Annotated in this window: 12 protein-coding genes; 1 reads left to right on the top strand and 11 read right to left on the bottom strand. The window is 63.2% G+C overall.

The genetic code is table 11. The features are described 5' to 3' along the window. Positions 1-2: 2 nt before the first annotated feature. The 11 genes from KCG88_RS29045 to KCG88_RS29095 all read right to left on the bottom strand — a co-directional run bounded on the left by KCG88_RS29045 (position 3) and on the right by KCG88_RS29095 (position 14,319). Positions 3-1,283 (bottom strand): hypothetical protein, encoded by a 1,281-nt coding sequence (locus KCG88_RS29045; RefSeq protein WP_210713639.1) that lies wholly within the window; start codon positions 1,281-1,283, stop codon positions 3-5. 13 nt (positions 1,284-1,296) lie between these two features. Next, positions 1,297-2,238, bottom strand: a complete 942-nt coding sequence (locus tag KCG88_RS29050; RefSeq protein WP_210713640.1) for a hypothetical protein — start codon at positions 2,236-2,238, stop codon at positions 1,297-1,299. 67 nt (positions 2,239-2,305) lie between these two features. Further along, complete coding sequence (locus KCG88_RS29055) at positions 2,306-4,735, bottom strand: hypothetical protein (protein ID WP_210713641.1); 2,430 nt, start codon at positions 4,733-4,735, stop codon at positions 2,306-2,308. A gap of 12 nt (positions 4,736-4,747) precedes the next feature. Next, on the bottom strand, positions 4,748-5,932 hold the full coding sequence (locus KCG88_RS29060) for a hypothetical protein (RefSeq protein ID WP_210713642.1): 1,185 nt from the start codon (positions 5,930-5,932) through the stop codon (positions 4,748-4,750). Further along, complete coding sequence (locus KCG88_RS29065) at positions 5,911-7,356, bottom strand: nucleotide pyrophosphatase/phosphodiesterase family protein (protein WP_210713643.1); 1,446 nt, start codon at positions 7,354-7,356, stop codon at positions 5,911-5,913. Before KCG88_RS29065 ends, KCG88_RS29060 begins: the two co-directional genes overlap by 22 nt. Beyond that, positions 7,346-8,584, bottom strand: coding sequence for a metabolite traffic protein EboE (eboE, locus tag KCG88_RS29070; RefSeq protein ID WP_210713644.1), 1,239 nt, complete (start codon positions 8,582-8,584; stop codon positions 7,346-7,348). Before eboE ends, KCG88_RS29065 begins: the two co-directional genes overlap by 11 nt. Then, positions 8,581-9,465, bottom strand: a complete 885-nt coding sequence (locus KCG88_RS29075) for a TatD family hydrolase (RefSeq protein ID WP_210713645.1) — start codon at positions 9,463-9,465, stop codon at positions 8,581-8,583. Before KCG88_RS29075 ends, eboE begins: the two co-directional genes overlap by 4 nt. Positions 9,466-9,516: 51 nt before the next feature. Further along, positions 9,517-10,284 (bottom strand): EboA domain-containing protein, encoded by a 768-nt coding sequence (locus KCG88_RS29080; protein WP_210713646.1) that lies wholly within the window; start codon positions 10,282-10,284, stop codon positions 9,517-9,519. After that, the gene (locus tag KCG88_RS29085; RefSeq protein WP_210713647.1) at positions 10,281-11,165 is read right to left on the bottom strand and encodes a UbiA family prenyltransferase; all 885 of its coding nucleotides are present in this window, start codon (positions 11,163-11,165) and stop codon (positions 10,281-10,283) included. The genes KCG88_RS29080 and KCG88_RS29085 overlap by 4 nt, the downstream gene beginning before the upstream one ends. Then, on the bottom strand, positions 11,162-13,045 hold the full coding sequence (locus tag KCG88_RS29090; protein WP_047337917.1) for a 3-dehydroquinate synthase: 1,884 nt from the start codon (positions 13,043-13,045) through the stop codon (positions 11,162-11,164). The genes KCG88_RS29085 and KCG88_RS29090 overlap by 4 nt, the downstream gene beginning before the upstream one ends. 707 nt (positions 13,046-13,752) lie before the next feature. Then, positions 13,753-14,319 (bottom strand): cysteine hydrolase family protein, encoded by a 567-nt coding sequence (locus KCG88_RS29095; protein WP_047289524.1) that lies wholly within the window; start codon positions 14,317-14,319, stop codon positions 13,753-13,755. A 99-nt stretch (positions 14,320-14,418) separates the two neighbouring features. Between KCG88_RS29095 and KCG88_RS29100 the strand changes: the two genes are divergently transcribed. After that, entirely contained in the window at positions 14,419-15,417 is a 999-nt protein-coding gene (locus KCG88_RS29100; protein WP_210713648.1) for a GlxA family transcriptional regulator, read from the top strand. Positions 15,418-15,430: the final 13 nt, after the last annotated feature.

The following is a 15,430-nucleotide window of genomic DNA, read 5'->3' on the forward strand; positions in this document are numbered from 1 at the left end:
ATTCACTCCTTGCTCTTGGTGGTTGGGCTGCTGGGGGACCGGGCGAACTTGAACAGGTAGGAAAAATCGGCCTTTTGCAGGCTGTTGATCGGCGTTGCCATGGAGTGGCAGTTGGTGCAGCTGCTGTTGGGTTGGATGTAGCTTTCCATGGTCACGTTGGCCGACAGTTCTGGGGTCGTCTGACCCATGGGCGCGCCAGGGTTGGACGGGGTACTCCATTGGGTGGTGATCAACTGGTAGTACTTGAATACGGAGGCCTGTACCTGCGGCAGCGCCTGGTACTCGCTGTTGAGCTTGTTGGTGGCTTCGGTCAAGGGCGTGAAGCGATCCAGGGGGTTGGGGGTGGTGAAGCTCATCCCCGGTTTTGGCGTGCAAGTCATGTGGCCATTTTGCAGGGTCCAGTTGCAGGGGGTCTGATTGACCTTGTCGGCAGGCGCCTTCGCGTCGAAGTAGGAGTACGCGACCCCTTGTTGCGGCTGATTGACCCACTGGTTCCCCTGCTTGACCTTGGGCGGCACGTTGTCGACCTGCTCGAAGGTCGACCAGATCCACTGTGGAAACCCCTCGACCTTGTTGATGATGTGCAGCCCCACTAGGCCTAGCGTCGCTTGAGCCGTACCGTTGGCCACGCCTTGGGCGTCGAACGTGGTGATCTGGGCCTGCATGTGCAGGTAGCGGCTGGGGTCATCCTTGGCGGTGAGTATCCGCCAGCTGGATTTGATCTCGTTGGTCGCGTTGGGGAAGTTGATGTTGCTGGCCTTGGCCACGACATCGGCGTTGTAGAACTGGTTGCTGACGATGTAGTCGTAGGAGACCTGGTTGGCGGCAATCTGGTAATAGGTCGGATTGCCGTTCTGGTCGATCAGCCAACCGCCCACGGCCTGGTTGTCGTTGGCCGTTGCGGTGTTCTTGCGCCCTGCGATATTGATCAGCTTGAGGACCTTGGCCATGGGTGCCGAGTCCCACGGCCCCGGGTCTTGCCCCTGGGGCAGGAAAACCTCATTCACGCCTTTGTAGCTCTGCCACACGGTATCGCCAGGGCTGCCCAGAGGCTTGCTGCAATCGGCAACCCCGCGCTGGCCCGCCTTGGCCGGCCAGTTCAGGTTGATGAACATCTGCCAGCTGTACTGATCGAAAGCCTGTTGGGAGGCGCCGGCAGCAGGCACCACGGCATTGGGCGGGCAAGTGGTCTGCGCTTCCGGCGTGCTGGGCTGCAGGGCGCTGGCTTGCTGGCTGCCCAGGCCAAGCAACAACAGGGCGGTGAAACGGCTCCAAGTGTTCATGAGGCGGCTCCTGTCATGGCGAGGGAGGCGAAAGTTGGTTCCACTGCGGCCGCGCACCGTTCTTCAGCGATGGCGGTGGCGTGAAGAGCTGGCAGTCCGGCGGGTTGGCCGGGCACATCTTCGCCACCTGGTCCCAGGTCTTGGCCGGATCCGGTTTCTCGGTGCGCCAGTTGAGGTAGTTCTGGCTGACGATTGGCGCGTTGGCGACGCTGGCATCGCCGGAAAAGTAGAACGACTGCGGATGCTGATAGGCCGGCTGGCCCGGGCCGTCGCTGCTGGCCTTCTTGTAGAACGCATAGCCGAACAGAATCGGGCTCGGCTTGACCGGGATCTCCAGTGCGTAGGCCTGCACGCTGCCATCCAGATGCTGGCTGCGGGCGGCGCTGTAGGGCAGGTGCTTGATGAAGTCCCGGCGCGGCGGATGGTTCATGGGCGAGAACATGCAGCAGGCCGGCATGTCCTTTGGCCTGTCCTCGGGGTAGGTGAGGAAGTAGGCCTTGTTGCCCAGGGAAACGAAGGAGCAGGTGTAGTTGTTGTCCTTGATCGGGAAGATCGGCAGGCAGTACTTCTCGTAGTGCTCCATCATCGCCCCGGTGCCATCCTTGTCGGCGGGCACATAGTCGTTGTCGTAGTAGCTGGTGCCCCGGGACACGGTGTAGTCGGCGGGTTTCAGAGTGCTGGGCGGGCTGCTGTAGGGCGGTGGGCTCTTCACGTAGTTGGCGGTGACCCGATACATGATCCAGTCGCTGACCCAGGTTGTCGGGTAGAGCGGATCGGCCGGCTCGCCGGGTTTGCGCTTGGCGATGCAGTTGTTGGTCTTGGCGTCGCAGCCCTTGTCGTTGTGCACGCCCATGTTGAAGTAGACGTTGTCGGGGTATTCCTGGGCCCACAGTGTCTGGCCGGCACCCAACAGCAGGGCCGCCAACAGCAGGCGCTTGAGGAAGCTGGTATTCATCTGACTCTCCTTTGCAAAAGCCGGGCGCCGTTGAGCGCCCGGGGTTCCATTGCAGGGCCGTTGCGGCTCAGCCTTGCTGATAGTCGTCGAGGTTCAGTTGGATCGGCGGGTAGCCGGTGCTCACCAGGTCCTTGGCCCAGATCTCCAGCACCTGGCGTCGGCTCTGGGGCAGGTCCCGGGTGATGGGCATGGCCAGGGTGCTGGCCTCCTGGTACTCCTTGCTGATCAGGGTGATGAACTGCTCGATCGCGCCCTCGATGCGTTGCAGGGAGTTGAGCGGCATGTACTTGTTCATGATCGGGTAGAGGTAATAGAAGGGCTGGAGGATTTGCGGAAAGATGAAGCCGTTCCAGATCCGCACGTTGGCGTCGTCGAACTTGCAGACACCGTTCCAGTAGGTGATGAAGTCCTTGAGCATCTGCGGCTCTTGCGGCAGCACCCGTAACGGCGAGAGGAAGTCGGTGAAGGCGTCGGTGTAGGAGAAGCTGAACGGAATGCCCGCCGGATCGTCCTGAATGAAAAAGCGCAGGGTGGGGAAGCCCGGCGCCACGGCCTGCACCGTCAATTGGGCAATGCCGTCGGCATTGGTCGTGATGCTGGTCAGGCTGTAGTTCACGGTGGCGCCCAGGCCGGCGTCATTGTCCAGTGTCCCGGTCATCGGTTGCGGGTTGTCGAATTTCAGGCAGGGCCTCAGATCGACAGCGGCCGGTGTTTTCAGGAACTCCTGATAGGTGATGGCGTTGCTGACCGGCTCATCGCACGCGCTGCTATCCCTCACCATCATGGCGCTCAGGCGCCTGCCGCTGCCCTCCCTGAGCAGGCTCGGATGCTGCGAGCCGTCGCTGAACTGGGGCATGCCCGGCTGGTTATTCGCTCGCGCATCGGGATAGTCGGTGATCAGCACGAAATCCGCCGGATTGCTGAACGCCAGGTAGTAGTTGCTGGTGGTCAGCATGAAGGCGTTGTTGTACTCGGCGACCCACAAGGTGGTGCCGGCCGGTGCCGGTTGGCCGTTGCTCTGCACCATGATGTTCAGCGTCCGTCTGTCACCGACGTCGATGAAGCTGCCGCTCTCGATCACTTCCGCGGTCCACATCTGCTGTTGGGCGGCGATGGTGTCGGTGCCCTTGAGCCGCAGCGCCAGGTTGCCTTTTTTCAGCAGTGCCTGGGCGCCGGCGTCCAGGGGCAGGTCCAAGAGGCCGGAGCGCTTGTCGAAGGCCGATTGCTGATACTGGTCGAAGCCGATGCTGGTCAGGGGTTCGAAGTTGCTGCCCTGCTGGACCCCCAGCTCGTAGTCGCCGACATGGAACTTGGCGGCGACCGGAATAGCATTATTGCGGCCATCGAGATCGGGGGCGGCCGGGCCGTCATGGACGGCCGGGTAGATCGGAAAGGTATTGCCCAGGTCCAGCGATAGCGTACTGCCGTTGAGCTGGGCACTGAGCACGCCCAGGTTGACCCGCTGGTCTTTTTGGTGGATCACCGTATCGCCCGGAACCTTCTTGTAGAAGGGCACCGGATCCTTGGGCGCCAGGCGCTGGCCGCCCGGCGCGGTGGGGAACTCGTTGGCGAACCACAGGCCCAGGGTGCCAGCAGTGCGGCTGTAGGCCGGGTTGAAGAAGGTTTCGGTCGGGTTGTCCAGGCCCATTTGATAGAGCATCTGCAGCCTGGACATGTCCCAGGGCGCCTTGGAATGGCTGTCGACGTTCTTGAAGTCGTTGAACAGGCCGTTCTGGTCATAGACCGTCAGGTAGGTGGTGAACCTGATCATCAGGCCCTGGGCGTTCTGGCTGAGCATTTCATCCTGCAGGTTTTTCAGCAGTTTTGAGTCGCCGATGACCCATTCCAGCTGGTCCTTGGGAAAGCAGGTCTGCCAGGTGGCCGTGACGTAGACCAGGCCGCCAAAGGCGCCCCAGTTGAAGTCGAGAAAGCGGTTGAGCATGCGGTAGGTGTGTTTCAGGGTCAGGCCACAGGTGGCGTCGCCGAGCACCAGCTTGTCGAAGTACAGGGCGGTGAAGGTGTTCTGCCAGGGGCTGACATCGACAAAGCGTGCGGCGGTCGGGCTCGGGTTGCCGAAGGGATTGCCCAGCAGTTGGTAGGACTTGTTGATCAGCGGGTCGCTGTCGATGTAGCTGTCGACCTTGGATTCCCCGCCGATGATCACCGAGCGCAACTGCTGGTAGTTCACGGTGCCGCAGGCGTTGTCACCGAACAGATCCCATTCGGCGGGAATCATCGGGTAGCTGTTGGGATCGCCATTGGTGGGCACCTGCAGCACGTAGTCCGGAACGTTCTGGTAGGCCAGCGGGGCGATGGCCCATGGCATCAGCGTTTGCGGGGCATTCTTGTCGTTGATCTCGTATTTGTTCAAGAAGCGCCAGTTCATCTGCATCTTCACCGCGTCATACAGCGGCAGTACATCGTTGTTGTTGAAGGTCGGCGGGTTCCAGAACATGAAACCGTTGAGGTAGATCCGTGGAAAGTTCAAGACGCTCATGGGCTGCTCTCCTTAGCGTTTCCACTGGGCGCGTTTGAGCGACCAGACATAATCCAGCTTTTGATAACCGATGAAGTCGTTGTCCGGCAGTACGCTGGTGGGGTAGAGGATTCCGCCTGTGTGGTCGATGTTGAACGAGAAGAAGCTGTTCTTCTTCGTCGAATAGGCCGCAGTGCTGTGGCAGGCCAGGCACGATGAGGTGCCCTGGAATGCCGACTCCAGCTGGGAGTTGGCCAGCAGCTTGGGCTCGGCCTGGTGGCGGTCGTACTGCACGCCGATCAGTTCGTACTGCGCCAGATTCGGGTACTGCTGCTGGTAGCTGCTGTTCACCGGCTTGGCTGCCTCGGTGGGGCCGGTGGTGTTGGTCATGGGCTTGGGCGGCGTGTCGTTGGTGACGGTGTACTTGGGGTTGTTGCGGTTCTCGAAGGTGGTCCAGACCCAGTCCGGGGTCAGCTTGTTGATCACGTGCATGCCGCTCAGGGCGGCATAGCCCACCTGATACTGGCCGGTGCTGTCCACGTAATAGGCCTGGGAGATGTAGTACCCGTCCTGGGTCAACAGGGTCTTGAAGTTCTGGTCGGTGCCAATCCAGAACCAGGAGGTCTTCAGTTCCCAGGCCGTGCTTGGGAAGTCCAGGTTGCTGGTGAGTTTGGCCAGGCCATCCCGGTTGTAGATCTTGTTGGTGACGATGTAGTTGAAGGTGTCCTCGCCCATCAACAGGTGAAAGCGTACCAACTGTTCGTGTTTCGACGGTGGGACCGGCGGATCACTGCGCATCTTCAAGGCCAGGCCATCCACCTGCTGGATGCCGTTCTGCGGGCTGCCTGCCATGTCGTTGCCGAGAAACTGAAACAGCCCTTTGGGGTCCATGTTTTGTTTTTTTGCCAGCTCCGGCACTTCGCTCGGCAGGTTCTCGTGGTCCGAGTAGGGCAGGGGGGGGGCCCCCTTCAACAGATAGACCTGATCGGAAGGCTTGAATGTCTCCCAGACCAGATTGCTCTGGTTGGCAGCCGGCTGGTTGAGGCACACAAACCAGTTCCACGCCATGGTTTCCGGGCTCTGCTTGAAGGTGCTCAGGGTGCCGGCCTGGTCACCATTGAACGTCAGGAAGTTGCTGCAATTGAAGGTGGGCGTGGTCTGTGCGTGAGCGAGGCCGCTCAACACACCGAGCACGACTATAGGGATGGTTCGCCGCATGGAATCTCCTTGGCCTGAGCCGTATCGTCATAGGGGCGCCCTAGGAAATGCTCTAGGAGCAGGTGCTTTACCGCGGTGGCCGGCAGGTGCGCCGGCAGGGGTAAATCGCAATCGGTGATGAGCAGGGGCCCTACCTCGGCACTGCTGGGCAAGCGTCCGTGGCTGCCGCGAATCAGTGAGGTGTCCAGGGGAATCAGGTCCATGTAGTAGCGAAAGCCGAGCTTCTTCTGCAGCAGCCGGCGAGCGACCCGCAGCTTGGGAAAGCGGATCGCCGGGTCGATGAACAGCTCCAGTGGGTCGTAGCCCGGCTTGCGGTGGATATCCACAGTGCGGGCGAAATCCGGGGCCAGGCGGTCGTCGAACCAGTAGTAGTAATCGAACCAGAAGCCCGGGGCGGCCACCGCCACCAGTTCGCCGCTGCGTGGGTGATCGAGCTGGCAGGCCTGCTGCTCGCTCCTGTCCAGCACCTGCTCGATACCAGGCTGGCGCAGCAGCAGGGCCTTGACCCGGGCGATGTCCTCGGGCTGGCGCACATAGACGTGGGCGATCTGGTGGTCGACCACGGCGAAGGCCGCGCTGGCGCCGGGGTCCAGCAGTTCCCAGCTCAGTGACCGACGTATTTGCAGCAGACCTTGCTCGCGCAGCACGCGGTTGATCGAGATGGACTGCTGCACCGCCTCGATCCCGTATTCGGAGACCAGCATCACGGCCGCGCCTTGCTGCTGGGCAAAATCCAGCAGGCGCCCGACTTCATGGTCGATGGCCCGCACTTCGTCGCTGATGGACGGATGCTCCGGCCCCAGGCGTTGCAGGCTGTAGTCCAGGTGCGGCAGGTAGATCAGTTGCAGGTCGGGGCGGCTGATCTGGAACTCGGCGATGGCACAGTCGACGATCCAACGGCTGGAGGCGATCCCCGCGGCCGGGCCCCAGAAGCTCGGAAAGGGGAACTCGCCGATCTGCTGCTCGATGCGCTCGTGCAGCCCTGGCGGCGACGAATAGAGGCCGAACATCTTGCGCCCATCGGCCGGGTAGTGGGGGCGCGGGGTGATGGCCGCCTCCACCTGGGCGTACATGTTGAACCACCAGAACAGCTGGCTGCAGCGCAGGCCGGGGATCTCCCGTTGCAGCGCCTGCCAGACCTTTTCACCCTGAATCAGCGCGTTGGGCTGCAGCCAGAAACGCACCTCGGCCTGATCGCGGAAATACCAGCCGTTGCCGACGATGCCGTGTTCCGAAGGCGGCAGCCCGGTGAGGATCGAGGCCTGCACGGTGGAGGTCACGGCGGGGAACACCGGGCGCAGCCGGGCCATCCGCGCCCGCTGCAGCAGGTTGTTGATCCGCGGTGTGGCCGGCCCCAGCAGGCTGGGTGTCAGGCCCACCACATTGATCAGCAGCAAGGGCTGGCGTGGGCGTTCAGAAGGCATGGGCCGGCGCCTCCAGGGCAGACGAGTGGGCACGCAACAGATGCCGCTGGCGCAGTTGGCCCTCGACCCATTGCAGTTCAGCGGCGATGCCTTGCAGCAAGGCCTGCTCGCTATCCGGGCGCAGCGCACCGGGCAGCACGTTCCAGCTGTAGGTTTCCACCTCCAGCACCGGCTGGAAGTCCGTGTGCGCGGCGAGAAAGTCGAAGGTGCGCAGCAAGGCCTGCTGGCTGCCGCTGAGCTCGGCCAGTAGAAACTGTTCGCTGAACAGCGGCACATGAAAGTGAATGCGCAACTCGGGGCATTGCCCCAGGGCCGGTTCGGCGGCGTCCAGGGCCCCGCTCAGGTCGGCCCAGGCCAGTAGCTGCCCGGCCACATTCCGGGCCTTGACCTGATGCAGGTAGGTGGCTTCGGCGAAGTTGCCCAGGGCCTGCAGTATCTGCTGGCGGCGTGGGCGATCGGCAAACGGCAACTGGCAGATCAGGGCGTTGGACAGCTGGATCTTGCCCACCGGAACCCGTGCATCCAGCAGCCGTTGCAGGGATTGGTAGCAGTCTTCGAAGACCACCGCCTGATGGCAGACGTCGAAGCACAGCGCCAGGTAGCCATGATGGGGATCGGTGGCCTGCCAGTGCTTGAAAAAGGCCAGGGCCTGATCGGTGTTTTCCAGCACGCAATCCGGCTCCATCTCCAGGCACACCAGGATCTTCCTGCCGCTGCTGCGATGCAGGCTGGCCAGCTCGGCGGTCAGTCGCCGCAGGTGGGTTTCGGCCTGTTGCTGCTGGGCCTCGTCCCAGGTGGCGGCATAACCGAAGGGCACGCTGGAAATCACCCCCTGCTGGCAATCCAGGGGCAGAGCGGCGGCCAGCAGATGCGCCAGTTGCAGGCTGTATTCCAGGCGCTGGGGTTCGGCCCAGGTAGGCCGGTAGACCTCGGCCTTCACCGCGCCTTCATGGAACTGGCCATAGGGGAAGCCGTTGAGCGAGGTCAGCCGCAGGCCACAATCGTGCAGCAGTTCGATGAAGGCCTCGCGCACCTCTGGCACCTGAAGTTCGGCGGCGGCCTGGGCGCTGATCCACAGGCCGCTGTCCTGCACCGCCAGCCCACGTTGACGCCGCACGCCCTGGAAATGCTCCTGGATCGACGCCCGCAGGCCGGCCACGTCACGGGCCGGGTGCACGTTGCTGCAATAGCCGATCTGCGCGGCGTTCCAGCCGGCCCGGGTACTCATTTGACCACCGGTTCCTGGCCCCTCAGGGCCGAGTTGTCCTGCCACTGGCGGCGCTGGTCGATCGGTAGCGGGGTGCTCACCAGTTGCTTGTCCAACTGCCCGCTCTGGGCGAAGAAATCCACCGGGTTGTGGAACAGCACCTGCTCCACCTGGGCTTCGCTGAAGCCGGCGGCGAGCATGGCCTGGCCGGTCTTGGGCACCTTGAGCGGGTCGCTGATGCCCCAGTCGGCAGCGCTGTTGACCACCATTTTTTCGCTGCCGTATTGCTGCAGCAGGGCCACCATGCGCTGTTCCGACATCTTGGTGTTGGGGTAGATCGAATGCCCGCGCCAGCAGTCGCTGTCCAGCACCAGGGGCAGGGTCAGTTCGTTGAGGTGGTCGATGATCACCAGGTTTTCGGCGATGCCCACGTCGCGGATCACCGCCAGGGTGCGCTTGGTGCCGCCGATCTTGTCGCGGTGCGGGGTGTGCACCAGCACCGGCAGGTTGAACTGTCTGGCCAGTTCCAGTTGCGCGGCGAGAAAGCGATCTTCTTCCGGGGTGATGTCGTCGTAGCCGATTTCCCCTACCGCTACCACGCCGTCCTTGACCAGGTAGCGCGGCAGGATCTCCAGCACTTCGTTGGCCACCGACAGGTCGTTGGCTTCCTTGGGGTTGAGGCCGATGGTGCAGAAATGGTGGATGCCGAACATGCTGGCGCGAAAGCGCTCCCAGCCCAGCAGCGTGTCGAAGTAGTCGATGAAGCTGCCGACGCTGGTGCGCGCCTGGCCTTGCCAGAACGCAGGCTCGATGACCCCGGTGATGCCGGCGGCGGCCATGTTCTGGTAGTCGTCGGTGGTGCGGCTGACCATATGAATGTGCGGGTCGAAGTACTTCGCCATGGTGGCTCCTTGCTTGAGTGCGGGAAAAATCGTGGGCTCAGTTGGCGGAGTTCAACCGCCTGCCGGGAAGTGGTCGCGCCATTGCGCAGGCAATCGTCCCTGCTGGTACAGGCCTCGCAGGCGCTGCAACTGGGCCGGGCTCAACAGCTCGAAGGCAATGGCCTGGGGCAGGCCGTCGGCGACCTCGCGTTCGGCGGCCAGCTGTTCTTCCATCAGGTCCAGGGCCAACTGGTTGAGGTCGACGCTGCGCCGTTCTGCCAGGCCGTGGATGCGGCGGCTGTCCAGGCCCATGCCCAGGGTCTTGAGCACCAGTTGGTGGAAGGCCCGGTCCGGGTAGTGGCGCGCGGCAAAGGGGTTGTCCAGGGCGATGGCGGCGAACACCTCGCGGTTGTTGGTGCGCCCGGCCTGGAGCGCCAGGTCGAGGCTGGCGCCCTGGCTGTCGAGGTCATCCAGGGCTTTGAGCAGGGCAGCCTTTTCCTGGTCGTCGCCCCAGAGAAACAGCTGGCGCAACAGGGCCAGTTGCCCGGCGCCGGCCTGCTGCTCCAGCAACTGCGCAAGCAGCAGCGCCCGGGCCAGTTGAGTGCGGTTGCAGTCCGGGCTGGGGGCCAGCGGTGCGCTCGCCAAGCGGCGCCGACACTGACTGCTGAGCAGCATCAGGGTGTTGGCCGAGGGCTGCCGGGCCAGTTGTTCCCGGGCTTGCTGCCACCAGCTTCGGCTGTCGTTGTCCAGATGCCGCTCCAGCAATTGCTGGCGCTCGGCGAAGGCGCTATGGCGAATGACAAGCGCCGGCGGCGCAGGGGCGATGGGGTCCATGTTCATGTCGGCTTGATCCAGCGTTGAAGGTGGGGAAGCAGAAAGAACACCAGCACACACAGCAGGCTGCCCAAGGGCTGGTTGGCCACCGCCAGCACCAGGGCGTCGAACAGCGGCAGGGCGGCCAGCCCGGCACCGATGAACGCGCGGATCTGCCGTTGTTGCGGGTTGGCCAGGTGGCGCCGGTAGTGCCAGCCCAACCAGCCCAGCCATAGCAGCAGGACCAGCCAGAACACGCTGTTGCCGGCATAGGCGGCCAGGAGCAGAGGGCTGAGCATGAGCAGCAGCGGCAGGCGGCTGAGCAACTGGTTGCGATGCTCCAGGCGGGCCAGGTAGGTCAAGCCGGCGATGTAGGTGCCCAGCAGCGCGGCGCACAGCCACAATGGCTGGGGCGGCATGGCCAGGCTGGCGGCGGCGGTCAGGTACAGCGCCGAGCGGCAGCCGCCCATCAGCCAGACGCTGTGGGGATATTTCTTGTGCAGAAGGTTGTAGCCAAGGATAAACAGCAGCAGCAATCCGGCGCTGGCCAGCAGCCAGTGTGGCTGGGCAATCATCCGGCTCAGGCCGAGGACCGCCAGCGCCGCCAGCAGCAGCAACGCGGCAGTGGCCAGGCGGACCTGGGCGCGGCTGACCAGGCCGAGAACGATCGGCCGCGGGTTGTGGTGCTGCTGGTCCCAGTCGGCGTCCATCAGGTCGTTGAGCAGCATGCCCGCCAGGTAGAGCGCCGAGAGCGCCACCAGCAGCAGTGTCCAGACCAGCGGCGAGGGCGGCGCCAGGGTGGTAGCGCTGCTGGCCAGCAGTGCGGCGGCCAGGGCGTTGGTCCAGACCGTTGGCAGGTTGGACACCCGACCCAGGGTCAGCCAGGTGGTCAGCGACGACTGGGTCATTGCGCGCACCCCGGGCCCCAGGCGAAGTCCGGCCCGCCGAAACCTGCCAGGCGCAGCAGGGCCTGTTCCATCAGGGGCATGTCGATCTGGTGCACATCCACCGACTGGCCCAGGCGGTTGAGCATCGGGATCGACAGCTGGCCCCCCAGGTGCTGGCGGAACTCCTCCAGGCCCACCAGGATCGGCGAACGCCCCTGGCTGTCCCGCTGGCTCAGTTCCGGCGGGCACAGGTTGAAGCCGAGCCTGTCCAGCAGTCGCAACAGGCGCTGGCAGTCGGCGTCGCAGAGCAGGCCAATGGCGTTGGCATACAGCGCATCCAGGGCCATGCCCACGGCCACCGCTTCACCGTGGCGCAAGCGATGCTGGCTGAGGTTCTCCAGCTTGTGGGCGGCCCAGTGCCCGTAGTCCAGAGGGCGGCCATTGCCCCGTTCGAACGGATCGCCGGCACCGGTGATATGGCCCAGGTGCAGTTCGGCGCAGCGGCGAATGGCGTAGCGGCTGGCGTTGTGCTCGAAACCGGCCAGGGCTTCGGCCTGCTGCTCCATCCACTGGAAGAACGCGGCATCCTTGATCACCGCAACCTTGACCGCTTCGGCCAGGCCGGCAATCTGGTCCCGGTGGGAAAGGCTGAGCAGCAGCTGGAAGTCGTTGATCACCGCTGTGGCCGGGTAGAAGGCCCCCAGCAGGTTTTTCTGGGCGAAGGCGTTGATGCCATTCTTCACCCCGATGCCGGCATCGTTCTGCGCCAGCACGGTGGACGGGATGCGGATCAGGCGCATGCCCCGGTGGAAGGTGGCGCAGGCATAGCCCACGGCGTCCAGCACTGCGCCGCCGCCCAGGGCCAGCACATAGCAGTGGCGATCCAGGCCGTGTTCCAGCATCTGCGCGTACAGCAGTTGGAGCACGTCCGGGGTCTTGCTCAATTCGCCCGCCGGCACCGCGATCGGTGCGGCCTGCAGATGCAGGTCGGCGGCGTGGGCGCTGAAGTAGTGGTCGATCTGCTGCGGCAACTGGGGCGAGCAGAGCAGCAGCTGTTCATCGACAAACACCAGCACCGTGGTGCGCCCCGGGTTCTGCCGGGTCAATTGCTGGTGCAGGCAGGGGTTGTCGGCCCGGAAGATGTGATCGGTGAACAGCACCGGGTAGTGGTAGCTCACCTGGAAGCGGCCCTCCAGAGGCAGCGCCTGATCGTGCCGGGGCTGGGCCAGGCGGCTCTTGAGCAGGCTGCGGGTGCCGAGGAACAGCCCGGGCAGCACCATGCTGGCGAGAATGGTCGCCAGCAGGGCGTTCTGTTCCACCAGTAGGCTGCCGATGGCGGCATAGGCCAGGGCCAGCCCGGCGTTGGCCAGGGTGGTGACCAGGAGAAACTGGCGCAGCGGATAACGTTGCATGCCGGCGGCCAGCACCGAGGTCTCTGCCAGCACCGGCACGCCACGCAGGCACACCAGGGACAGGGTGCTGAGGCGATAGGCCAGTTGCCCCGGTTGCCAGGTCCTGAGCCCCAGCCAGTTGGACAGTAGGCGGAAGTAGCCGGCCCCCAGCCAGTAGCCGAGGCTGGCCCCCAGGCACAGGCCGATGAAGATCACCAGGTAGCCGCCAATGGCACCCAGGGCCGCCACGGCCAGCAGTGCCACCAGGCTGGAGGGCACGGGCAGCAGCACGTCCAGGGCCAACAGGGTTACCAGCAGCAGGGCCAGGCTCAGGCGTTGTACGGGATCGGTAGGAAGGAAGGTGCCCAGGTGACTCAGCAGCTGTTGGATCTGCTGTTCAAACAACAGGAAACTGGCGATAACCAGGATCGAGAATAGTAATAACGAGAGCCAGTAATTTTCGGCCGCACCCTTGAGTGAAAAGGCACGAGACAACGAGCTGCGCTTCATCAAGCGTCCCTCTTGATTGATATGACTGGATTCCGTGTCAGTGTCAGCTGGGTAGGGCAGGAGGGCGTCTGGTTATTGAATTCCTCGACGGTTTTTATTGGTCTTCTGGCGACTGAAGAACACTTCAGTGGCGAGTAGCTATCAACTTAGTCAAGGCCGAGGGTTTTGCAAGTAAGTTGAACGAACGGGCTAGCACGGTATTTCTTCAGGCGCCGGGGCAAGTGCGTATTTAATCCGGGGAGGCTCTGCTGAAAGCCTTGCAAGAAGTTTGGCGCAGCTTGTTTTTGCTCAATGAATGCGGGGAGGTGGCATAGGCGGCGGGCAGTTTTTTGCTTTGTTATAAATATTATGAAATTTGGATATATAGAAAAATCCGTTTCAAAAGCGTACTAAGTAATGTGCGTTGTCGGCTCTTGTGGGGTTTTGAATTTTTTTTCAAATCAGGTTTTGAAATAACGAATTAAACCTTGATTACTATTAGTCAGCTATTTAATGGCTTGCTTATTAATCTGGAGGTTTTTTAGTTGCTCTATAAGAGTTGTTCGAGTCGATTGCTGGGGCTTGCTTTTTTGGTAACAAGAATCATTCGTACATTTGGCGGTTAACTTGTCGATCCTGCAACTATTGGCATTTCCCGCTATTAAACTCTCGGCAAACAGCGGAGAACTTAAATCCGGGAAATGCCCTGTGCCATGCAGGTGCGGTGATCAAGCCGCAGGGGGCTGCCCAGCCGCCAGAAATTGCTCGGTGGACAGCACGCTGGCATAGGCGAACGCCAGTGCCGCCATCACCGCACTTTGCACCTGGGCGGCGGGCACGCGCTGGCCCGCGAACTCCAGGTCGAGAGTGGCGCAGGCGTCATGGATCACCTTGACCGGGTAGCCCAGGTCGGCAGCGGCCCGGGCCGTGCCTTCCACACACATGTGGCTCATGTTGCCGACGATCACCAGTTCCTCGATGCCCTGCTGCGTAAGCAGCGATTGCAGGTCGGTGTCGCGGAACGCGTTGACGAAGTGCTTGAGCACCACCGGCTCATCGGCGTGGTTCTGTACCTTGGGGTGCAACTGCGCTCCTGGGGAACCGGGGGTGAAGAAGGGGGCGTCGTCGGAGGTGAATTCGTGGCGGATGTGCACCACGGGTTCGGCGTTCTGGCGAAATGCCTGGATCAGCCGGGCGGCGTTGTCCGCCGCGGCGTCGACGCCGATCAGGGGCCACTTGCCGTCGGCGAAGTAGTCGTTCTGGATATCGATTACGATGAGTGCCTGTCTGGCCATGGGTCATACCTGCGGGTGAGTGATTGACGTGGTCAGTATCTCTGCCGGTCGTTCCTTCGAGGATTGGCCGCACCGACATTAACCGGGGGAAAACTGACAGTGGGCATTCAAGGCACGCACGCCGAATTGGGGGTATTGCTCTATCCCGGCGTGCAGATGGCGGCGGTACATGGCCTGAGCGACTTGTTCGAGGTGGCCAATCGGATTGCCGGCGAACAGCCCCAGGCGCAGTTGCCGCGGTTGCGCGTCAGCCACTGGCAGGCCACCGGCGAACGGCCTCCGGTGCGGGTCCACGACAGCCTGGCCGAAGCCCCCGGGGCCTTGCTGGCGGTATTGATCCCGCCTTCTCTGGCGGGCTTCTCAAGCCATCAGTCATCTCCCGCCCTGATGAACTGGCTACGCCAGCAGCACGCCGCCGGAGCCACCCTGGGCGGGGTCTGCGTGGGCTCGATCCTGCTGGCCGAAAGCGGCCTGCTCGATGGCCGCAGCGCCACCACCCACTGGACCTCGGCCCAGGCCTTCGCCGAGCGTTATCCACAGGTGCGCCTGGAAGCGGAAAAACCCATCGTCGATGACGGCGACCTGATCACCAGCGCCGGGCTGATGGCCTGGGCAGAGCTTGGTCTGCGCCTGGTGAACCGCTTGCTGGGGCCGAGCATCGCCAGTGCCACGGCGCGTTTTCTGGTGATGGAGCACAGTGCCAGCGCGAGCCAGTGCGGCAGCAATTTCGCGCCGATCCTCAGCCATGGCGACGGGGCGATTCTCAAGCTCCAGCACTGGCTGCAGGCCAATGGCGCGGTGGATGTTTCGCTGCCGGTAATGGCTCAGCAGGCGGGGCTTGAGCCGCGCACCTTGCTGCGACGCTTCCGGGCGGCCACCGGCCTCAAGCCCACCCAGTACTGCCAGCATCTGCGGGTGGGCAAGGCCCGGGAACTGCTGGAGTTCACCAACGGCAGCATCGACCACATCGCCTGGACCGTGGGTTATCAGGACCCTGCCACCTTTCGCAGTCTGTTCCGGAAAATCACCGGGCTGGCGCCCAGCGAATACCGCAATCGCTTCGGTGCCACCTCAGCTGCTGCGGGCCGGTTGCCGTAACCCGGCTGCGGCC

The organism is Pseudomonas sp. MWU349 (assembly GCF_017947325.1).
Lineage (GTDB): Bacteria > Pseudomonadota > Gammaproteobacteria > Pseudomonadales > Pseudomonadaceae > Aquipseudomonas > Aquipseudomonas protegens.